This is a genomic window from Pontivivens nitratireducens (genome assembly GCF_011290545.1).
GTDB classification, from domain to species: domain Bacteria; phylum Pseudomonadota; class Alphaproteobacteria; order Rhodobacterales; family Rhodobacteraceae; genus Pontivivens; species Pontivivens nitratireducens.
Map to the genome: position 1 here is coordinate 79,878 of NZ_CP049815.1, position 19,589 is coordinate 99,466.

Genomic DNA, 19,589 nt, shown 5'->3' on the forward strand with positions numbered 1-19,589 from the left:
TATACGGTGCGGTCGTACACGCCAAAGAAGCCGTCTTCATAGACAAATCTAGGCGGCGGCAGGTCAGTAGTTCACCTGCTCGAACCCGTAGTTGCCCTCATAGTCACGCCAATCGACGAAGACGGATCGGTGATAAATGCCAGGGCAATGCTCGCCCCAGCGTTCAAGGCCTACGTGAGCCGAAGGAAGAGCAGTGACGGAAGACCTTTGCCAGGCGAAGTCACCTTGGGTCCCGTAAGTGCCGAGAACCACGGTCGCGCTTCGGTTACAGTCCCCATCGCGCCCGGACTCGTGCTGTCGTGCATACCGTACATCAAATACGCGAATGGACCGGACGAAATTGAATTCCGGCCCGCTGATATCGATGTCTGCGCGATCTTGAACGAGCCCGAGGGTCCGGTCGGTGGGAACAAGGTCACGGGCATCTGGAGCGCGCCAAGAAACTTCAATTGGGTCAGCGGCGTCGCGCCCTGGAAAGGACTGTCGCGGTCCAGCGCTGTTGTTTTGGAAGAACGCATCAAAGATGCGGTTTGCATTGTTTGATGATGGAGCGGCCTCAAAGGACGCGCCCATGGGACAGCGCCAGATTTGCAGCGGCGGTTCCACCGGCCAAGGTGTAATCCGCCGGATGAATTCGGCGCGGGCTCGGGCGCAAGGGACCGAAGCAGGCCAGCCGCCAGACAGGCACAGGAGGATCGCGCAATCGATCGGGTATGTCTGCGCGCGGGCGGGTATCGTTAGCGAAGAACCTGTCACGATCAAAGCGAATGCGACCGAGGGGAGGAGCTTCTTAAGTAACTGGCGCATGCTGAGGAACCTCCGTGACAGGAGTTGAGCATACATACGATAATATACTATTGCAACTCGAAATACAAAGGCGCATAATTTGAATTATGTTAATCGCGAGGCGCTCTGAGTTCAATCAAACAACATTACGATTTGGTAGTGCTCCGGCAAGGGCAGTGCCACCGTACTGAAGTTACTCCTTTGCGAAAGGAGCGACCATGTTCAGAAAATTCGGATTGCTCTTGGGCCTCGCAACTGCTGTAGTTCTTCTGTTTATGGTTTCGAACAGATGCTGCCTTCTGCGAAGGCATCTGATTGAAAGCTCCCCTACCTTTCACTTGCCCAAGCGATTGCCGCATCCGTTTCCGAGGGGTCGAACTGGCGGAGTTCGGCCTTGGTTAGCACATCGGCGAACCTGGTGCCCCACTCCATTAAGGCCCCTGCGCCCACCACAGCAACGCGACAGAAGTCATTCCTATGGGCTGTGTCGATCTTCAGATCTTCGAGCAGAGCAGACGGCCCCTCGTAGCCTTCGAACCTCGTGAGATCGAGAACCAGGCCGGGCTTGCTTGTCTCTTGCAGGCGCTCATGAAGCAGTGCGTGCATCCGTTTCAGGTCGCTTTCGCTGAGCTTGCCCTCGCAGGCGAGGCCAATCGTGTCGTCATGATTTGTCAGTGTCTCGGTGAACATGGTTCTCCTCCTCTTTTTCCGGCTTGCCGTGACCGTAAAGGTCAGCGTTTTCGTGTGCACGGTCTTCGTGTTCAAATTCCAGACTCGAATGACCGATGCTGAAATCGTCCTTCAGCCGGTCCTTGATCGCGGCCTTGATCTTTTCGATTTGACCCCAGCGGTCCGCTGTCAGCACGACGTGGCAGTCCAGAGCCGCCTCGTGCTCCTGCATCTGCCACAGATGCACGTGATGAACGTCCGCGACACCGTCCACATCCCGCATCGCCTCTACGACCTCGTCGCCGTCGATCTCCGGTGGGCTGCCGAGCATCAGGGTCCGGATCGGACCGCCAATCTCGGTAAATGTGAGGTAAAGGATGTAGAGAGCGATGCCGATGGTGATCGCCGGGTCGACCCACCGCATGTCGTAAAGGATGATCAGGGTGCCGCCAAAGACGACGGCAACCGAGGCGGCGGCGTCCGACAGGTTGTGCAGGAAAAGCGCACGGATGTTCACGCTGCCTTTCTGCATCGAATAGGTGAGCATTGCCGTCAGCGTGTCGATGAAAAGCGCGATGCCGCCGAGGATCACTACCATCCAGCCCTGCACCTCGGGGGGGTCGATCATGCGCATGCCACCCTCGTAGATCAGGTAGAAGCCGATCAGGATCAGGGTCGTGTAGTTGATGAGTGCTGCGACGATTTCTACCCGCCCATAGCCGAAGGTCATGCGTTCGTCTGCGGGCCGCCGCGAGATTTTCTGGGCGGCAAAGGCAATCACCAGCGACGCCATGTCCGAGAAATTGTGCAGGGCATCCGCGATTAGCGCGAGGCTGCCGGAAAGGATGCCGCCGACGATCTGCGCGACCGTCAGGAGGCCGTTGGCCCAGATGGCGATGGAGACGCGACGATCACCGGATTGAGGATCGATGTGGGCGTGGCCGTGATCATGCGGCACGGTTCGTCTCCTCATGGCGGTGGTTCGGCCGATTGAATCCGGGGACCGGCGGCAAGATTCCGCGGCGGATGCGGCGAACCCTGGCATTCATCCAATGACGGATGACGTGGCGATAGAGCAAGTCGCGCACAAATCCGAAGTTCTGGCGGTGCTTTGAGAAAAAATCGTCGGGCGCCTCAAAGGTTCCGAAATCGCGAGCAATACCGGTTTTCTGGATGTAGGTGTCATTCCCGGTCCAGGCGACAGCCGGGGCGCTCAGACTTTCCGTTCCAACCCCGTAGCCGCACAGACTATCCGTGTCGCGGAATTCGTGCTGCAACGCATGCAAGAAGGACGCGTCCAGGATGAAGCCTTCGAGATTGACCCATCCGTCCCCCAAGTCCACCTCTACCCAGGAGTGGAGGATTTCGGACGGCGCGAGGGGATAGACGAGTTCCGGAACGACGCCTCTCTGAAGCGCCTTGTGGATTGTGAATCCGTGCAGTCGACAGCGAACTCCCACGCCACGCAGCAGGGCCATGAGGAGCGTGCCCTTGGTGTTGCACTGCCCGTGGCCATCTGCGAGGACCTCGGACGCCGGAATGTCGTCGGCGCGGTTGTAGCCGAAGGTAATCTCGTTCCTGACGAAATCGTAGATGGCCCCAGTTCGGTCCTCGCTGGGAAGGTCTGCCCAGCCGCGATCCTCGATCAGTTTTGTAATTGAGGTCGCGTCAAAATCCAGCAGCCGGGTTTTGGCCAAATGAGGGTCGGCGGGGTTCACGGGATATCTCCTCGAATCGTTCGCGAGAATATGTAGTTGCTACAGTCACTGTAGCTTCAAGCCCCGATTTCAGGCGATGTCCTCACTTGCCTGATTGTCATCGTGCACCGCCTTGTGGTGTTCACCATGCGCGTCTTTCAGGATTCCGACGCCACCCCAGGTCGCGATGCCGGCGACAATCACGCCCACGACAAGGTCCGGCCAGTTCGTTCCGAGCCAAGCCACGAGCCCGCCTGCGACGACGATTCCGAGATTGGCCGCGAAGTCGTTCCAGCTGAAGGTATTCGCCGCTCGGATGTTCACGTCTGGATCGCGAAGCCGTGCCAGCAGCCAGACGCAAAGTGCGTTGATGGCCGCGGCTACCAGCGCCATGATAATCATGATGGTGCCAAGCGGATCCGATCCGCCAACGTAGCGGCGCCAGGCGTCATACAGGATGCCAAGGGCGAAGAGGATCAGCAGGCCGCCCGAAACGTTCGCCGCTCCGCGCTTCCACTTGGCGGAGCGGGACAGCGCGAAGAGGCTGATCGCGTAGACGAAACTGTCCGACAGATTGTCGAGGCCATTGGCGATAAGCGCGCTTGAATCGCCGAATGCGCCCGAGGCGAAGAAAGCGATTGCCAGCCCGATGTTGAGACCCAGCACGATCCAGAGTGTGCGTCTTTCCGTTGCGTTTCTCTGCTCCGCCATGCCGGGTATCCAAATTATTGAATTGCCAATGAGTAACTAACACCGGGCTTTCTGCGTTCCGATCAAAGGTCCTCAAAATAGCTCAGGCACCGATTTGTTCATGCTCGGTCAGGCATTCGGAATGGTCACGCAGCACCTCGAGCACACGGCAGTCTGAAGTCTGCCCGCCGCTGCACTCATGCACCATCCGCTTCAATTCCGTCCGCAGCGCCTCGAGCCGCGCCAATCGTTGCTCGACCTGTTTGAGTTGCCGACGGGCTATTGCATCCGCCTCCGCGCAGGACTTTCCCGGATGATCGCTGAGATCGAGGAGCTCACGGATCGCGTCCAACGAGAATCCCAGTTGCCGTGCGTGCCGGACGAATGACAAGCGGTCGAGTTCGGCGTCGCCATAGCGTCGTTGGCCCCCCCCGGTCCTGCCGGGCTCAGGCATAAGTCCGATCTGCTCGTAATACCGGATGGTCTGCACCTTTGTTCCGGTCTTCTTCGCCAGCGTCCCAATCGTCAGCATTTCCGCTCCCCACATTACCTACAGTGGGTGTAGCTTTATGCGGTGCGCATCACAAGCTTCACCTGAGTTTCACAGATCGGTGATTGTTGGCCGACCGATGACAATCACGCTTGAACCTACAGTAGCTAGAGGATGTAAACGCACACAAAATATAGAATCAAGTTCGGGCGGAGCGGCGTGAGGCTTTCAGGTCTTCAGAAGGTATTGTGGGTGTTGGCGGGCGCGGCGGCGTTCGTTTTCATCTGGCTGTTCCAGTGATCTAACTATTTTGCCGCCCGGCGTCGAGACTCGACGGGTGAACTATCGGAGGTACCGTGAAAAGTTAGTTGAGGACTTACCTTTAAACAGCGTTAGCCTATAAGCGCGACACCATGGAGAGCGGGTCAAATTTGTGTTCGACGCAGAAAAAAGACTGTTTTGCAGGAAGCCCAAACGAGCATCGCTGTCGCCTAGCTATTCGGAGTCTTGTCTGGGCCTACTGTTTGAGGGGTGACGGCATCGCAACGCGTTCGAGAACAGCACGTTGCAGCAACTTCCCGAGACTGAGCGCGAAGAAAAAAGAGGTCAGAATATGCGTATAACCTTGGCAGGGTATCAGGGATTGCTTGTCAGTCTCGCACTCTTTCTTGTTTTAGTGGCAAGCCCTGTTCGCGCCTTGGAATCCAATGCGTATCGTTCCGAAGTACTGACGGCGCGCTTGATCGTCGCGGAAGCAGGAATCGCCCCGGGATCGCAGTTCCTTTCGGCGGGTTTAAAGATTGAACTGGAGGAAGGATGGAAAGCGTACTGGCGGTCGCCCGGCGAGGTTGGCCTGCCGCCGGAGATCGATTGGAAGGGGTCCACAAACCTTGAATCCGTCGACATGCTTTGGCCCGCACCCACGCGTTTCCGCGCCTTCGGAATTGAAAATTTCGGCTATGCCAAACAAGTAATATTTCCATTGCAGTTGCGGCTTGCGAACTCTGATAGAGCGGCCGAGCTGAAGGGACTCGTCGATCTGCTGATCTGCTCCAATGTGTGCATTCCGGAAAGGTTTGAATTGACACTCCCTGTGCCATTGGGAACGGGCGTCGATGCGAAAGCCGCGACCGATATCGCGACATGGGCCGCTCGCGTACCTGTTGCAGGGCCAGAAAGTGCAATAGCGGTCTCGGGCGCATCGCTGAAGCAGGATCAGGCATTGGTTGTTCAAATGACGCGGCCTTCTGGCTGGAACAATCCCGATCTTTTTCCAGAGTTTGGTGCAGGCTCTGCATTCGGCGCACCCGACATCCGCCTTACAAGTGATCGCACCGGTCTCTGGGCAAGTATCCCGATTCTCGCGTTAAGCGAGGAACAAACCTCCCTTCGAATTACGGTCGTAGACGAAGATGTCGCGGTTACATTCGATGATGTGAACACTACCGACGTTATACCTGCGCCACCTTACGCATCCGAGACCAGCCAAGATAGGGGTCAGTTTTTCCCGATTCTCTTGCTGTCCTTCCTAGGAGGGTTGGTACTGAACGTAATGCCATGCGTCTTGCCAGTTCTATCGATCAAATTCGGATCGGCGCTCCGAATGAAGAATCGCTCCGTTTCACAATTGCGCGCGGGGTTTCTCGCTACGGCTGGGGGAACCGTTGCTTTCATGTGGGTGCTGGCCTTGGCGGTCATAGCGCTGCAGACGCTCGGATATGCCGTTGGGTGGGGTGTGCAGTTTCAGAATGCATATTTCCTGATCGCACTCATACTCGTTGTGGGACTCTTCGCGGCAAATTTGTTTGGAGTTTTTGAAATTTCTTTGCCCAGCAGCTGGATGGTTAGGCTATCTGGCCGCTTTGGGCAGGGGTATGCCGAAGACTTCTCCACCGGCGCTCTGGCTGCGATACTTGCAACGCCGTGTTCCGCCCCGTTGCTGGGGACAGCCATTGCCTTCGCCCTTTCTGGCACGACAGGCGATATACTTGCGGTTTTCACAGCAATGGGGATTGGGCTTGCACTGCCATATATTCTGGTTGCCGCTTGGCCTGGTTTCCTGTCCCGACTGCCCAAACCGGGACCCTGGATGATAAGCGTGAAGATCGTTCTCGGATTGCTGCTTGCCGGAACCGTTGCATGGCTATGCTGGGTCTTGATTGGTGTGACGTCGCCAACCCTCACAGGCCTGGTACTGCTGGGTCTTGGGCTCATCGTACTGGCGGCGAGAGCCTATCAGGTTCAGCCTCGTAACGGTTTGCTGTGGGGAATGACTGCGGTTTTGGGCATGACATTGGCGGCCCCTGCACTGCTGCCAAAAAGCTCCGATGATGTAACAGACTCGATCACTTCTTACTGGGTCGAGTTCGACCGGTCCCGGATTGCGCGTGAAGTGTCGCAGGGCAAAACTGTATTCGTGGACGTTACTGCGGATTGGTGCATCACTTGTAAAGCAAACAAAACCCTGGTCCTGGATCGTGAACCAGTTTTAGGAGCACTTGGCGAAGAAGGAGTGATTGCGATGCGCGCGGATTGGACGCGACCGGACGCGAAAATCCAATCCTATCTCGAGGCGCACGGCAGATACGCAATTCCGTTCAACATCGTCTACGGTCCAGATGCGCCTGAAGGCATCATTTTATCTGAATTGCTATCCGCGGATGCCGTTCTCGAAGCGCTGTCGGCTGCCAATCTCAGCGGCGTCGGAAAACGATGAAAAAGCGCCTGCATTGCTCCAGAGATGTGGAACCTGCAATGGTTCAGTTTCAGGTGAAAAGAAAGCTGTTATGTATCTGAGATCTCGTGGCCCCAATCTATTTTTTGATCCGGTCCAATCGGGCCGTGGCGGCGGCACGCGTAGGGTCCGTTTCCGGAAGGCTTTCGGCCAAGCTGCGCGCTTTGTCGGCGGCGTTCTGGGCAGCATCAAAGTCACCCAATACACTGTACGCTTCTGCAAGCCGTAGCCATCCTTCAAGATCGTCTGGGTCGTCTGCCAATCGCGCCGCCAGGCGGTCAACCATGGAGCGGACAAAAGCGCTGCGCTCCTCGACTGACATATCCTGTGCGGCCTCGACATCGGCCGCACGGGGGCCACGCGCGTCCCGAGAGTCCGGAAAGAAATCTGCTAGGGCGACAGGGTTCTCTCCGATCTGTTCCCCCAATCGGTTGGCGACAGACAGGAAAAGCTCCATCCACGGATAGGCGCGATCCGCTCTCTCGAGACGCTCGATCAAAAGCGCCCTCGCTTCATCTGGAATCCCGTCCTGTTCGAGGATCCGGGCCCTATAGAAAATTGGGCCTGGATCATCAGGGTCCATCGCCGATGCACGTTCGATCACGCTTTCCGCTTGCGGCGTCACGATCCCGTTCTCGGCTGCGATCAAGGCCTCGGCATATAGCAACAGGGTTGAGATATCTGCATTGTCGCGGAAAGTGACGCGTTCGAATGCATCGGCGGCATCATCGTAACGAGCCATACGCATATAGGTCTGACCGAGCAGAACCCAACCATCACTTGGTCCACCAGACTCGTCTGCTTCAAGCCGGGTTTTTAGTCTCTGGGTCAACTCTGAGAGGTTTGCGGCTTGCTGGGTTTCAGATGCGCGAGACGCCAGAGGCTGGCTTTCGATCTGTGGCGAGCCGATTTGAGAATACAGAGCGAAGGCTACCAAGGGCGTGGCAATGGCGGACGCGAAGATGGTGCTTCGCCCACTTGCGCGCGACGACTCACGTGTCGCAAGCCGACCGGCAGCCAGAATGCGGCGTTTGATTTCAACCCTGGCCGCTTCGGCCTCGGTAACGGATATCAGATTCCGCTCTTGATCAGTATCAATTTCGGAAAGCTGATCCTTGAGGATAACCAACGCTCCATCCTTTCTGTTCAGGACTTCACCCGTTCGATAGAGACCGGACAAGAACAGAAGGACAGTGATGGATGCCATAGCGCATAATACCAACCAAATCATGGGTCTCTCCGTCCTTCATTTTCATGAAAAATGGCTTCGAACTCACGCTCTTCATCGGGGCTCAGTGGATCAGCAGTGCCATCAAGAACGGCCCTGCTTCGGCGCCTGATTGTGACAAAGACAACGCCAATCCCAGCGGCAAAAAGAACCGCTGGTCCGAACCACAACAGATACGTGGCGGGTTTCAGGCGCGGCCTGAACAGGACGAAGTCACCATATCGATCTACGAAAAACGCAATGATCTCGTCATTTGTTTCACCTGCAATCAGACGTTCGCGCAGCAAGGTGCGCATCGTTCGGGCAACACCCGCATTTGAGCTATCGATATCCTGATTCTGGCAGACAACGCAGCGTAGCTGCTTTGAGAGCTCCCGGGCGCGCGACTCAAGCACTGGATCATCCAGCAACTCATCTGGCTCCACAGCCCATGCCGCGGTTGTTGCGGCAAGCACCAGCACCAGTGAATAGAGCCAACTCTTCATGATTGACCACCTGCTGCGGCCAACGCAGCACGAATTTCATCCTGTGCCTCTGGCGTCACAATGGGACCAACGTAGCGATAGACTACGATACCGTTTGCATCGATCACAAACGTCTCAGGCACCCCCGAAATACCCCATTCGATACCGACCCGGCCCTCGCTGTCTGATCCGATCCTTTCATAGGGGTTGCCAAGCTCCTCCAGCCAGTTTGCGGCATCTGCTGGTTTGTCCATGTAGTTAATCCCCATCAGCCGAATACCGTCTTGTTCAACAAGCCTGGTTAGCACCGCATGCTCAGCACGACAGGGCACGCACCATGAAGCGAATACATTGACCAAAACCGGCTCGCCAATGCTACGAAGAGCTGCGGTCGACAGTCCGGGTGTCTGCGTGCCCTCTACCGGTGGAAGTTCAAAGTCCGGAACTGGTTCGGAGACCAAAGCGGAAGGGATTGCGTTTGGATCTCGGGCCGGGTTTAGCCCCCAGAACAAAAATCCACCCAAGATCACTGCGACCAGCGCTGGCATCGCGAGAAGGATTTTCTTCATCATATCATTCCGCCGGTCGAAGCGCTGACGACCGGCTTTTTGGCGACGGCGCACCCACCCGCAATCTGCGGTCCGATAGCGAAAGGGACCCGCCAAGCACCAGCATCGTCGCTCCGATCCATATCCAGTTGACCAGTGGCTCGTAGAGAACGCGCAAATTCCACTGGCCCGACGCCGTATCGGCCGCGGGCTCACTGATGGTGACGTAGAGATCTCCGGTGAGCGTTGATCTGATTGCAGATTCGGTTGTTGAAGTCCCCGCGACCGGATAGCTTCTGCGCTCCGGACGAAGAAGCGCAATCTCCCGTCCATCTTTCAAGACGCGAAGCTGGCCTTGTTGTGCGATGTAGTTTGGACCACGCAACCGTTCGACGCCGTCAAATACTACCTCAAAACCGGCGATTTCTACGGTCGTCCCCGGTTCTGCGAAAAGAACACGTTCTTCTTTCCAAGCAGTTGAACCTACGAATCCAAGCACAAGCATTGCAACGCCGAGATGCGCGAGCGTCATACCGTGCGCAGCGCGCGGCAGGTTTCGTGCGCGACGCAGAGACTGTGAAAGCGGTAAATTAAAGAGCTTGATGCGCAGCGTCCATTCGCGCAACGTCGCAAAAAAAACCCAGGCTGCAATCCCTATCGAGACCACGGCAAGCAGGGGCCCGTCTGTCTGAAGGTACCAAACGATCCCCGCAATACCAATCGCGATACCAAAAACCCAGCGCAGCCGCTGCCAGATACCGGGAAGATCGGCCCGTTTCCAAGACAGGAATGGGCCAACTCCCATTATAATGACGAGCGGCAGCATGAAAGGGATAAACGTCGCGTTGAAATACGGTGGTCCTACAGAGATCTTTTCTTCAGTCACCGCTTCCACAAACAATGGATAGAGTGTTCCAAAAAGGACGGTCGCCGTTGCGGTCGCGAGCAGAAGGTTGTTGAGCAAAAGCCCGGCCTCGCGGCTGATTGGCCGAAAGACGCCACCCGATCCAAGCTGAGGCGCGCGCCATGCGTAAAGTGTCAGTGAGCCGACAATGGTCACGCCAAGAAGGCCGAGAATGTACACGCCGCGCGCCGGGTCGACCGCGAACGCGTGAACGGATGTCAAAATGCCGGACCGGACGATAAATGTCCCCAGAAGTGACAGCGAAAAGGTCAGGATGGCCAAAAGAATGGTCCAGCTTTTGAACGTGTCCCGCTTTTCCGTGACGATAGCGGAGTGCAGGAGTGCTGTACCCAGCAGCCATGGCATGAAGGATGCGTTTTCAACCGGGTCCCAAAACCACCAGCCGCCCCAGCCAAGTTCGTAATAGGCCCACCAAGAGCCGAGTGCGATCCCCGCAGTGAGGCTGATCCAGGCCGTCAGAGTCCAAGGCCGCACCCAACGCGCCCATGCGGGATCCACCCGACCCTCTATCAGAGCCGCGACCGCAAAGGAGAAGACGATCGAGAAGCCGACATACCCAAAATACAAGAGCGGGGGATGCATCGCCAACCCGATGTCCTGCAGCAGAGGATTAAGGTCTGTGCCATCCAGAGGCGGCGGAAACACCCGCTCGAACGGATTGGATGTAAAGAGCATGAAGCTCAGGAAACCGACGCTGATCCAGGCTTGAACGGATAGAGTTCGCGCTTTGAGACCAACCGGAATGTTTCTGCCCAGCAGCGCGACCCCAGCTCCGAAAAGTACGAGAATAAGGGTCCAGAGAAGTAGGGACCCTTCGTGACTGCCCCAGGTGCCCGCAAACTTGAAGATCATCGGCTTCAGCGAGTGGGAATTCTCCACCACGTTTCGAACCGTGAAGTCACTGACAACAAATGATCGCATGAGTGCGCCGAATGCCATGGCAACCAACACCAGCTGCAGCGCGGCTGTCGTCTTGGCACTTTCCATCCAAAGCACGCGCCCCGTGCTTGCCCCGACAATTGGCAGGATGCTTTGAACAATCGCGACGGCAAGCGCCAGGATAAGTGCGAATTGTCCGATCTCAGGTGTCATTTTGCGTTCTCCTGAGTAGCGCTTCTGCATCCGAGCCGGACAAGGTTTCTGCATTGGGGGAATTCAGCATGATCATCGTTCATCGTTCATCGTTCATTCTAGTGAGATCATATCGCGACATTCTCCACTTTCCGCCTGTGTTCGCTTCTGTGAATCGCAAACGGGATGGGGGTGGGCGGAAAACCGAGTGGGATGAAGTTCTTTGTGCGTGCATGCCGTGAGCAGAATCCGACAGTTGATTCGCGTTGTTTGTAGTTCCTGCAGTCGCTGTAGGTTCAAGCGTTATTTTAGACTGATACCTTAATAAATGACTCATGCTTGCAGTGCATCTGCGTAGCAGCTTTATATCTGCAGGTCCGTTTTCCGCAGGCGTCGGATTTAGCGGAACTTGCCGTTGCCTTCCCTCGATGGCCACCCGTAGGGTCAGACGAAGCAGCGAAACATTGAGTGACGGCAGGTTTTGAAGCGCTGAATAGAGAGCATTAACTTCACAGGTGCGTGACGTGCTGCCGCAGGGCAGGAATCACGCTTGAACCTACAGTAGCTAGAGGATGTAAACGCACACAAATTAGAGAATCAAGTTCGGGCGGAGCGGCGTGAGGCTTTCAGGTCTTCAAAAGGTATTGTGGGTCCTTGCGGGCGTGGCGGCGTTCGTTTTCATCTGGCTGTTGCTGTGGTTGGACTACCGTGCCGACCTTGCCCGAGCCGAGAACGAACCGCCGTTTTTTGCTGACTTCGAACTGACCGATCATCGTGGCATGGTTCAAACAGCGGAAGATTTCGAAGGACGCTGGATGTTGGTCTTCTTCGGTTTCACCAATTGCCCCGACGTCTGTCCGACGACACTGTCCGAGGTGGCGGCCGTGATGGAGGGCTTGGGCGATGAGGCGGCAATGGTTCAGCCGATTTTCATAACGGTCGATCCCGAGCGGGATACGCCGACGGCACTTGCGGAGTATGTGCCGCTGTTCGACGCAGGGATCATCGGGCTTACCGGCACACCAGAGCAGATCGCCGCGACATCCGAAACCTTTCCGATATTCTTTGAGCGGATCGAGCAGGCGACTGCGCCGGGCGGTTACACGATGGGTCACACGTCGCATCTTTTCCTTTTCGACACGCAAGCAGGCTTCGCGGACTCCTGGCCCTACGGCACGCCCGCCGAAGAGATCCTCGCCGATCTGAGAGAGAGGATCTGATCGTCATGACCCGACTTTCCGGAGAGACGGCCCTCGGGCTGGCCTGGATCATCGCGCTCACCGCGTCGCTTGCAGTGCTTTTCATCGGCGAGGTTCTGGGGCAGACACCTTGCGTGCTTTGCTGGTTTCAGCGTGCCTTCATGTTTCCCTTGGCCATCATCCTCGGGCTCGGGCTCTGGTGGCAGGACCGGCGTGTGGGTCGCTACGGGATCGCGCTGGCCTTGGGCGGTGCCGCCGTCGCGTTTTGGCATATGGGCCTCTATGTTGGGCTGGTCCCCGAGCGTATCCAGCCCTGCACGGCGACCGGTCCCTCTTGCATCGATGACAACCAGTTGGTCCTCGGCGTACCGATTCCGCTGATGGCGCTTGTCGCCTTCGTGGTGATCGGGCTGCTGTCGGCCGTCTCACTGAAGGAAACACAAGAATGAAACGACGCGGCCTCATCCTGTCCGTTCTCGCGCTCGGTGTCGCCGGTTTCGGCGGCGCGGCCTGGTATGCCACCCGCCCCGACCCGATTGCCGCGGCCGATCCCATCGACCCTGAATTGGCCGATGCGCTGATCCGGCCCTATTCCCCGATCCTTGGACCTGTGGATGCGCCCGTAACCATCGTTGAGTTCTTCGACCCGGCCTGCGAGGCATGCCGCGCTTTCTATCCGGTCGTCGAGGATATCATGGCGGAGCACGGAGACGCGGTGCGTGTTGTAATCCGCTATACGCCGTTTCACGGCGAGGCGTCGGTAGAAGCGATCCGTGTGCTCGAGGCGGCGCGCATGCAGGACGTGTTTGAACCCGTGCTCGAGGCAGTCTTGCGAGAGCAGCCCAGATGGGCGTCTCACGGGACCCCGGCACCCGGATTGATCCTTGAGATTGCCGCAAGCGGAGGTCTGGATGTCGAAGCTGCCCGGACACAGATGCTGGCCCCCGGTGTTGTGGCGGTGCTCAACCAGGACCGCGCCGATGTCGAGACCGTCGGGGTCCGCCAAACGCCCACGTTCTTCGTGAACGGCAAGCCTCTCGATCCGTTCGGTGAGGCCGAATTGCGGAGCCTGGTGGCAGTGGAAGTTGCGGCAAGCCAAAGCTGATTTGCGGAAGCAGGAGAAACGAGTGGTGAAGAAGTTGAGATATACCAATGCATTGGCCGTGCTTTTGACGGTTGTAGGGCTGTCGGCCCCTGCACTGGCCGGTTCGGAGGATGTCGTGGTCGAAAACGCGTGGTCCCGCGCCTCGATCGGCGTCAACAGGCCAGGTGCCGCCTATATGACCGTGCGCAACACGGGTGAAGACGCCCTGACGCTGACCGGCCTTGCGACACCACTGGCCGTGATGCCCCAAATCCATGAGACGAAAACCAACTCCGATGGCGTCAGTTCCATGGCGCCTGCAGGCGAGATCACGATTGAGCCCGGCCAAAGCGTGGCATTGGAGCCGGGCGGGCTGCACGCCATGCTCATGAAGCTGCAAGAGCCGATGATCGAAGGCGAGACCTTCCCGCTGACACTGGCCTTCTCGGACGGTGGCGAAGTGACTGTCGAGGTCCCAATTCTGGGGATCGCCGCGCGCGGGCCGGAGAGCTGATGCAGCGTCGGCATGTGGTCCAATACGGTGCAGCCGGTGTAGGCGCTGTCGCTCTGATGCTCGGCTTCGGTTGGTGGCGGGTGGATGGTCCCGGAGCACCAAAACCGGCCAGCCAAAGGCCTCTCCCCCTGTCGGCGATGGAATTCCGGCTGACCGACCACGAGGGAAATGAGGTAGGGCCTGGCACCGTGATCGGTCGTCCGACAATGGTGTTTTTTGGATTCACCTACTGCCCGGATGTCTGCCCCACGACGTTATCGGACATCTCCGGCTGGCTTGAAGATCTCGGAGACGAAGCCGCGCAGATGAACGTGGCCTTCATCACGGTCGATCCAGCGCGGGACACGGTCGATGCCATGGCCGAATATGTCGGCTATTTTCATCCAGCCATTCGGGGCTGGACGGGGCCGGAAGACCAGATTGCCCGCGCCGCAGAAGGGTTTCGTGCCTCATTTGAGCGCGTCCCGACTGAGGGCGGCGGCTATACGATGAACCATACGGCAAGCGTATTCCTGTTCGATGCCGAGGGTGAGCTCGTCACCATGATCGACTATCACGAGCCAAGAGAATTCGCGGTGCCAAAGATCCGGCGCGCACTGACAGAAGACGTAGAGGGAGCAACATGAAGATAAGAACTGTCTTGGCGAGCCTAGCGGTCGCAGGCGCATTTTCGGTGACCGCCATCGCCATCTCTGGCGTTCCGTCCAAAGAACCGGTGCCTCGCGCGATTGCTGAAGCGACCCTCTGGACTCCCGATCCGCTCGCGCCGCCTCGGATTGCCGAAACCAATTCGGTCCGCCCTACACTCGCCCAGGCAGATGTCGCATTCGAGTTCAGACCCGTGCCCCTCCTGCCCGTTTCCCCCGCTGATACCTCCTTGCCATCTATCGAGCCCCCGCTGGTCACCTGGTCGCGCGAGATTGCGTCTGGCGAGACGCTTGATGCGGTCCTTTCCGATGCGGGGCTGGAGGCTTCGGATCGCGCCGAAATCGCCTTGGCGATTGGCGCGGAATACGATCTGCGCCGTCTGCGACCGGGTCACATCATTACCGTGGTTTCCACAACGGACGACAACCCGCGTCGTGTAGAACTTGCCGTCGAAGACGGTGTCCGGATAGAGGCGGTCTTCGGCGAACAGCTTGCCGCCCGCGTGTTGGAGCCGGACCTCGAATTGGTGACTTTCGCGGGCGAGGCGGTGATCGAGAGCTCGATTTTCGCCGCCCTGGACACGGCAGACATCCCCGCCCGTTTTGCGGTGGACCTGGCGCAGATGCTGGGCGGCACCGTCGATTTCCGTCGTGATCTTGCGGGTGGCGAGACGATGCGCCTCCTTTGGCGCGAGGCCCGAGACGGGAACAAGAGGATTGGTCAGCCCGAGCTTGCCTTTGCCGCACTGGATATCGATGGCTCGGTCTATGAAATCGTCTGGCCGAACGACGGCAGCGGCCAAGCGACGATCTATGTCGACGGAGAAGTCCTGCGCGTGTTCGCGCAACCGGTCGAAGGTGCACGGCTGAGTTCAGTCTTCGGCCGTCGCACCCATCCGGTCTACGGCAATGTACGGATGCACACAGGGGTCGACTTCGCGGCGGCGCGTGGCACGCCGATACAGGCGACGGCGCCGGGCCGCGTGAGCTTCATAGGTCGACGCGGAGGATATGGTCGGGTCGTCGAGATCGCACATGGCTCCGACACCCTGACGCGCTATGCGCATCTGAGCGCTGTACCGGACGGCCTCACACAAGGGCAACACGTGATGGCTGGAGATATGATCGGTCGCGTCGGTGCGACCGGCACCGCGACCGGGCCTAACCTGCATTACGAAGTTCTGGTGAATGGTCGCCCAACCGATCCTCTCTCAGACGACCGACTGGCAGAGGCGGCCGAGCGGGATGCGGATGACACGGCTGCACTTGAGCGATTGGCTGAGGCACGCTCGCTACTGGCCGAGAGGCTCACCAGCGAATTTGTGCAAACAACAACCGAAAGGCTTTAATCCATGAAAAGACTGGCTTCCGCCCTTGCAGTCACGCTGGCGTTGTTTCCCGCGGCGCAAGCTGTCGCCGATGCGATCCAGATTGATGTCCGGAAGACAAACGGCTGCGGCTGTTGTCTGTCCTGGATGAAGCATCTCGAGGAAAGCGGATTCGCGCCGACAGGCGAGGACATGTTCGGGGGATCTCTTGTGCGCTTCAAACTCGACAATGGCGTGCCTCAGCGCATGGTCTCCTGCCATACCGCTTTGGTCGACGGCTACGTGATCGAAGGTCATGTACCGGCATCAGACATTCAGCGTTTGTTGGATGAACGTCCAGATGCAGTGGGGCTGGCGGTGCCGGGAATGCCCTATGGCTCGCCGGGCATGGGACCGGAGGATGATCGTGAGGCTTATGACGTCTTCCTGATCCGCGGCGATGGATCGACCGAGATCTTTAGCAGCTATTCGGCCGCTGACTGACGTATCGGCGAGACCTCAGCGCTTGGAACCCTTCTCCCCAATTACCCTTGGCTTTCTAGGAAGTCTGGCCGCCGGGTCGCTGACAGCGGTCGGGGCGATCCCAGTTCTTTTCGGGCGCATCCCATCCCGGGCTACACGCGATCTGCTACTTGGCTTCGCAGCGGGTGTCATGCTCGCTGCATCGTTTTTCTCGCTGATCATCCCGGCTCTCGACGCAGCCGAAGGACAGTTCGACAACGGTGCTCTGCCGGCGGCCATCGTTTGTGTCGCGATTCTGCTTGGCATGGGCGCGGTCGCTCTGATGAACGAACGGCTGCCGCATGAGCATTTCAAGTCGGGGCGGGAAGGCCCAGACTCTGCTTCGCTGCGCCGCGTCTGGCTCTTCATCATTGCGATCACGATCCACAATTTCCCCGAAGGACTCGCCGTTGGTGTCGGGTTCGGGGCTGACGGTCTTTCTGGTGGCTTGCCGCTTGCGATTGGCATTGGGCTGCAAAACGCTCCCGAGGGTCTCGCCGTAGCGGTCTCATTGCTTGGTGAGGGGTATTCCAGGCGCCGTGCGTGGGGGATTGCCGCCCTGACAGGTCTTGTCGAGCCAGTAGGTGGGCTTCTTGGGGCTGGGATCATCAGCATCTCGCAGCCGCTGTTGCCATGGGGCCTCGCCTTCGCCGCCGGGGCGATGCTCTACGTCATCAGCCACGAAATCATTCCCGAAACCCACCGTTCCGGCCATCAAAACAGGGCGACACTCGGTCTCGCGGTTGGCCTCGTGATCATGTTGTTTCTCGATGTTTGGCTGGGAGGATGAGATGAAACAGTCCCATTTCCAAGGTTTCATTGCGGCTGGAACTGCTTTTCTTGTCGATCAGGTGACAAAAGCAATTGTCGTCGCCAATGCGGCAGATTTGAGCGCCGGAATTCCGGTCTTTCCCGGTTTCAATCTCATCTACCTGCGCAACGATGGCGTGACATTCGGACTACTTGCTGGTGCGCCATGGTGGAGCCTTACGGTATTGGCCCTCGCCATCTGCGGGTGGTTGACGGTCATGCTGGTGCGAGCCGCCAGCCGGGTTGAGGTCATCGCCTATGGTGCGATCATCGGTGGTGCGCTCGGCAACGTCTTGGACCGCCTGCGCTATCGCGCGGTGACAGACTTCCTTGATTTTTACATCGGGTCGGCGCACTGGCCTGCCTTCAACATGGCGGATGTTTTCGTGGTCGGCGGGGTGATGCTGCTGCTCATAGCTCCTTGGTTGAGCGCCAAGTTTCAGAATGGCACATGATGACGGGTTTGGCGCACATGTCTGTCTGGGGCCATTACATTCCTCTGCGTTCCGGAATTAGTTTTGTGGCGGGCGGTTTGACGGTTTTAGCCCTTCCGCCGTTCTCATGGCTCATCGCCGTTCCGGTTGCCTTCTCGGCGCTCTTTCTCATACTCCGACAGGTTTCCACAGCGCACGCTTTCTTCATCGGCTGGGTCTTCGGAATTGGCCAGTTCGGGTTCGGAATCGCTTGGATCGCCGAGAGTTTTTACGTCGATGCCGAACGTTTCGCCGCGCTGGCGATCCCGGCCGTCGCGGGGTTGTCAGCGGGCCTAGCCATTTTCCCGGCCATGGCTGCGGCGCTCTATGCCGTCATCGCGCAGCGCAGACCCCTCGGGAGCATTGCCGCAAGTCTGCTTCTCGCAACCTGCTGGGTGGCGACGGAATGGTTGCGAGGTCATGTCCTGACAGGTTTTCCGTGGAACTTGGCCGCTTATGCTCTGGTCGATCACGCCGCGCTGCGACAGCCGGCAGCCTGGGTCGGAAGCTACGGGTTGAGCTTTCTCACCGTCCTTGTCGGCGTCATGCCGGGAGCTGCGTATTCCGCCGTGCCACGTCAACGGTCAGCCGTTCTGGTGTTGTGCGCGATGGCCATCATAGGACTCTGGGGTGCCGGTACGTTCCGCCTTGGATCAGAGGCGCCCTTGCCTCGCGTCGACCTGCGCATCGTGCAAGGCAACGTGCCGCAACGGGAGAAATGGGCGCCCGGAAACCGGGACGCGACCCTTGAGCTCTACCTCGACCTCTCATCTCGTCCCGGCAACGTCGATCTTCTGCTTTGGCCGGAGACGGCCTTTCCCGGTTTTCTCGACGAGGACGCGGCAGCCCGTGCCCGGATCACCGGTTCTCTGCCCGAAGGTACGCTGCTTCTGACGGGAGTGCCCGATCGAGTGGAGAGCGATGCGGGTACCCGCTATTTCAATACGGTCCAGGCCTATGACAGCAGCGGGGAAATACTGACCGGATATGCAAAGCATCATCTCGTGCCGTTCGGGGAATACGTTCCCTTCCGGGGCTGGCTGCCTTTCGCACGGCTGACCGAGGGATTGGGCGATTTCACGCCCGGACCGGGACCACGCACGCTCCCGCTCCCGGGTACGCCGCTGGTCGCGGTCGCGATCTGCTACGAGATAATCTTTTCGGGCCACGTGGTCGATGATCTTTTCCGCCCCGACTGGATATTCAACGCCACCAACGATGCCTGGTTCGGAACCAGCATCGGGCCCGAGCAGCACCTCGCGGCCGCGCGCATGCGCGCGGTCGAAGAAGGTCTTCCCGTGGTCCGCGCGGCCAACACCGGGATATCCGCGATCATCGACGCCAATGGAGATGTCGTCGCGCGTCTCGATACCGGGGAAACAGGCGTCATTGACGCCAGCCTGCCCGGCGCGCGCGCTCCCACGCCCTACGCACGTTTCGGCGACTGGACAATACTGGTGCTTATCGTTGCGTCTTGGAGCCTGGTCTATTCTTTCGGCTTGATCCGACGACGTCTCGATGCGGAGCATTTAAGAATGGAGGAATGGTGATGCTGGTACTCGCGGGTTTTGTCGGAGGTGCGATCTGGGGTGGCTATCTGGCGCGGCGGCGGAAAGGAAACCGCCTGGATATGCTTCAATATGCGACAAGCTTCGGCATTGCCTTCGGCCTCCTCGCCTTTTTCGCCTCGGTGATCCTGTTGCGCATCACGTCCTGAAAATGCTTCAGCAT

General features: G+C 58.4%; 22 protein-coding genes. 12 read left to right on the forward strand and 10 right to left on the reverse strand.

Annotated features, from left to right (window positions below; genetic code table 11):
* Window positions 1–63: 63 nt before the first annotated feature.
* The 6 genes from G8E03_RS16450 to G8E03_RS16475 form a co-directional block, all read right to left on the reverse strand.
* A complete protein-coding gene (locus G8E03_RS16450; RefSeq protein WP_108895408.1) occupies window positions 64–807 on the reverse strand; it encodes a hypothetical protein in 744 nt (247 codons plus the stop codon).
* 306 nt (window positions 808–1,113) lie between these two features.
* Window positions 1,114–1,476, reverse strand: coding sequence for a SpoIIAA family protein (locus tag G8E03_RS16455; protein WP_166195164.1), 363 nt, complete (start codon window positions 1,474–1,476; stop codon window positions 1,114–1,116).
* On the reverse strand, window positions 1,448–2,413 hold the full coding sequence (locus tag G8E03_RS16460; RefSeq protein ID WP_166195364.1) for a cation diffusion facilitator family transporter: 966 nt from the start codon (window positions 2,411–2,413) through the stop codon (window positions 1,448–1,450). Before G8E03_RS16460 ends, G8E03_RS16455 begins: the two co-directional genes overlap by 29 nt.
* Window positions 2,403–3,173 carry a transglutaminase-like domain-containing protein gene (locus G8E03_RS16465; protein WP_166195167.1) on the reverse strand — a complete coding sequence of 257 codons (771 nt, stop codon included), beginning with the start codon at window positions 3,171–3,173 and terminating at the stop codon, window positions 2,403–2,405. Before G8E03_RS16465 ends, G8E03_RS16460 begins: the two co-directional genes overlap by 11 nt.
* 69 nt (window positions 3,174–3,242) lie before the next feature.
* Window positions 3,243–3,863 (reverse strand): cation efflux transmembrane domain-containing protein, encoded by a 621-nt coding sequence (locus G8E03_RS16470; protein WP_166195170.1) that lies wholly within the window; start codon window positions 3,861–3,863, stop codon window positions 3,243–3,245.
* Window positions 3,864–3,945: 82 nt separating this feature from the next.
* Complete coding sequence (locus G8E03_RS16475) at window positions 3,946–4,374, reverse strand: MerR family transcriptional regulator (protein WP_108895404.1); 429 nt, start codon at window positions 4,372–4,374, stop codon at window positions 3,946–3,948.
* A gap of 523 nt (window positions 4,375–4,897) precedes the next feature.
* Here G8E03_RS16475 and G8E03_RS16480 point away from each other — a divergent pair.
* Complete coding sequence (locus G8E03_RS16480; protein WP_240910498.1) at window positions 4,898–7,048, forward strand: protein-disulfide reductase DsbD family protein; 2,151 nt, start codon at window positions 4,898–4,900, stop codon at window positions 7,046–7,048.
* A gap of 97 nt (window positions 7,049–7,145) precedes the next feature.
* On the opposite strand, the gene ccmI is transcribed toward G8E03_RS16480, so the two are convergent.
* From ccmI to G8E03_RS16500, 4 genes are read right to left on the reverse strand one after another with little or no spacing between them, the layout of a single operon-like run.
* Window positions 7,146–8,297: a c-type cytochrome biogenesis protein CcmI gene (gene ccmI / locus G8E03_RS16485; RefSeq protein ID WP_166195173.1), complete on the reverse strand. Its 1,152-nt coding sequence runs from the start codon at window positions 8,295–8,297 to the stop codon at window positions 7,146–7,148.
* A complete protein-coding gene (locus tag G8E03_RS16490) occupies window positions 8,294–8,779 on the reverse strand; it encodes a cytochrome c-type biogenesis protein (protein ID WP_166195176.1) in 486 nt (161 codons plus the stop codon). Before G8E03_RS16490 ends, ccmI begins: the two co-directional genes overlap by 4 nt.
* Window positions 8,776–9,327 (reverse strand): DsbE family thiol:disulfide interchange protein, encoded by a 552-nt coding sequence (locus G8E03_RS16495; RefSeq protein WP_166195370.1) that lies wholly within the window; start codon window positions 9,325–9,327, stop codon window positions 8,776–8,778. The genes G8E03_RS16490 and G8E03_RS16495 overlap by 4 nt, the downstream gene beginning before the upstream one ends.
* Window positions 9,328–9,331: 4 nt before the next feature.
* Complete coding sequence (locus G8E03_RS16500; protein WP_166195178.1) at window positions 9,332–11,323, reverse strand: heme lyase CcmF/NrfE family subunit; 1,992 nt, start codon at window positions 11,321–11,323, stop codon at window positions 9,332–9,334.
* A gap of 623 nt (window positions 11,324–11,946) precedes the next feature.
* On the opposite strand from G8E03_RS16500, the gene G8E03_RS16505 reads away from it, so the two are divergent.
* Genes G8E03_RS16505 through G8E03_RS16555 form a run of 11 tightly spaced genes read left to right on the forward strand, consistent with a single transcriptional unit; the run spans window position 11,947 to window position 19,575 of the window.
* A complete protein-coding gene (locus G8E03_RS16505) occupies window positions 11,947–12,522 on the forward strand; it encodes an SCO family protein (protein ID WP_221892748.1) in 576 nt (191 codons plus the stop codon).
* 5 nt (window positions 12,523–12,527) lie between these two features.
* The gene (locus tag G8E03_RS16510) at window positions 12,528–12,950 is read left to right on the forward strand and encodes a disulfide bond formation protein B (RefSeq protein ID WP_108895398.1); all 423 of its coding nucleotides are present in this window, start codon (window positions 12,528–12,530) and stop codon (window positions 12,948–12,950) included.
* Window positions 12,947–13,606 (forward strand): DsbA family protein, encoded by a 660-nt coding sequence (locus G8E03_RS16515; RefSeq protein WP_166195182.1) that lies wholly within the window; start codon window positions 12,947–12,949, stop codon window positions 13,604–13,606. The genes G8E03_RS16510 and G8E03_RS16515 overlap by 4 nt, the downstream gene beginning before the upstream one ends.
* Window positions 13,607–13,628: 22 nt before the next feature.
* Window positions 13,629–14,099 carry a copper chaperone PCu(A)C gene (locus G8E03_RS16520; RefSeq protein ID WP_430693254.1) on the forward strand — a complete coding sequence of 157 codons (471 nt, stop codon included), beginning with the start codon at window positions 13,629–13,631 and terminating at the stop codon, window positions 14,097–14,099.
* Window positions 14,099–14,725, forward strand: a complete 627-nt coding sequence (locus G8E03_RS16525; RefSeq protein ID WP_166195188.1) for an SCO family protein — start codon at window positions 14,099–14,101, stop codon at window positions 14,723–14,725. Before G8E03_RS16520 ends, G8E03_RS16525 begins: the two co-directional genes overlap by 1 nt.
* Complete coding sequence (locus tag G8E03_RS16530; protein ID WP_166195193.1) at window positions 14,722–16,095, forward strand: M23 family metallopeptidase; 1,374 nt, start codon at window positions 14,722–14,724, stop codon at window positions 16,093–16,095. Before G8E03_RS16525 ends, G8E03_RS16530 begins: the two co-directional genes overlap by 4 nt.
* A 3-nt stretch (window positions 16,096–16,098) precedes the next feature.
* On the forward strand, window positions 16,099–16,557 hold the full coding sequence (locus G8E03_RS16535; protein ID WP_166195198.1) for a DUF411 domain-containing protein: 459 nt from the start codon (window positions 16,099–16,101) through the stop codon (window positions 16,555–16,557).
* 22 nt (window positions 16,558–16,579) lie between these two features.
* Window positions 16,580–17,365 carry a ZIP family metal transporter gene (locus G8E03_RS16540; RefSeq protein ID WP_166195201.1) on the forward strand — a complete coding sequence of 262 codons (786 nt, stop codon included), beginning with the start codon at window positions 16,580–16,582 and terminating at the stop codon, window positions 17,363–17,365.
* Window positions 17,346–17,840: a signal peptidase II gene (lspA, locus tag G8E03_RS16545; RefSeq protein WP_185805241.1), complete on the forward strand. Its 495-nt coding sequence runs from the start codon at window positions 17,346–17,348 to the stop codon at window positions 17,838–17,840. The genes G8E03_RS16540 and lspA overlap by 20 nt, the downstream gene beginning before the upstream one ends.
* Window positions 17,837–19,408, forward strand: a complete 1,572-nt coding sequence (gene lnt, locus G8E03_RS16550; protein ID WP_166195208.1) for an apolipoprotein N-acyltransferase — start codon at window positions 17,837–17,839, stop codon at window positions 19,406–19,408. The genes lspA and lnt overlap by 4 nt, the downstream gene beginning before the upstream one ends.
* Window positions 19,408–19,575, forward strand: a complete 168-nt coding sequence (locus G8E03_RS16555; RefSeq protein WP_088652261.1) for a hypothetical protein — start codon at window positions 19,408–19,410, stop codon at window positions 19,573–19,575. Before lnt ends, G8E03_RS16555 begins: the two co-directional genes overlap by 1 nt.
* The last annotated feature ends 14 nt before the right edge of the window (window positions 19,576–19,589 follow it).

Excerpts from the sequence above, each read along its gene's own strand:
- G8E03_RS16450 (WP_108895408.1), bottom strand. The coding sequence starts at position 807 with ATGCGCCAGTTACTTAAGAAGCTCCTCCCCTCGGTCGCATTCGCTTTG.
- G8E03_RS16455 (WP_166195164.1), bottom strand. The coding sequence starts at position 1,476 with ATGTTCACCGAGACACTGACAAATCATGACGACACGATTGGCCTCGCC.
- G8E03_RS16470 (WP_166195170.1), bottom strand. The coding sequence starts at position 3,863 with ATGGCGGAGCAGAGAAACGCAACGGAAAGACGCACACTCTGGATCGTG.
- G8E03_RS16475 (WP_108895404.1), bottom strand. The coding sequence starts at position 4,374 with ATGCTGACGATTGGGACGCTGGCGAAGAAGACCGGAACAAAGGTGCAG.
- ccmI (WP_166195173.1), bottom strand. The coding sequence starts at position 8,297 with ATGATTTGGTTGGTATTATGCGCTATGGCATCCATCACTGTCCTTCTG.
- G8E03_RS16490 (WP_166195176.1), bottom strand. The coding sequence starts at position 8,779 with ATGAAGAGTTGGCTCTATTCACTGGTGCTGGTGCTTGCCGCAACAACC.
- G8E03_RS16495 (WP_166195370.1), bottom strand. The coding sequence starts at position 9,327 with ATGAAGAAAATCCTTCTCGCGATGCCAGCGCTGGTCGCAGTGATCTTG.
- G8E03_RS16500 (WP_166195178.1), bottom strand. The coding sequence starts at position 11,323 with ATGACACCTGAGATCGGACAATTCGCACTTATCCTGGCGCTTGCCGTC.
- G8E03_RS16510 (WP_108895398.1), top strand. The coding sequence starts at position 12,528 with ATGACCCGACTTTCCGGAGAGACGGCCCTCGGGCTGGCCTGGATCATC.
- G8E03_RS16515 (WP_166195182.1), top strand. The coding sequence starts at position 12,947 with ATGAAACGACGCGGCCTCATCCTGTCCGTTCTCGCGCTCGGTGTCGCC.
- G8E03_RS16525 (WP_166195188.1), top strand. The coding sequence starts at position 14,099 with ATGCAGCGTCGGCATGTGGTCCAATACGGTGCAGCCGGTGTAGGCGCT.
- G8E03_RS16530 (WP_166195193.1), top strand. The coding sequence starts at position 14,722 with ATGAAGATAAGAACTGTCTTGGCGAGCCTAGCGGTCGCAGGCGCATTT.
- G8E03_RS16535 (WP_166195198.1), top strand. The coding sequence starts at position 16,099 with ATGAAAAGACTGGCTTCCGCCCTTGCAGTCACGCTGGCGTTGTTTCCC.
- lspA (WP_185805241.1), top strand. The coding sequence starts at position 17,346 with ATGTTTGGCTGGGAGGATGAGATGAAACAGTCCCATTTCCAAGGTTTC.
- lnt (WP_166195208.1), top strand. The coding sequence starts at position 17,837 with ATGATGACGGGTTTGGCGCACATGTCTGTCTGGGGCCATTACATTCCT.
- G8E03_RS16555 (WP_088652261.1), top strand. The coding sequence starts at position 19,408 with ATGCTGGTACTCGCGGGTTTTGTCGGAGGTGCGATCTGGGGTGGCTAT.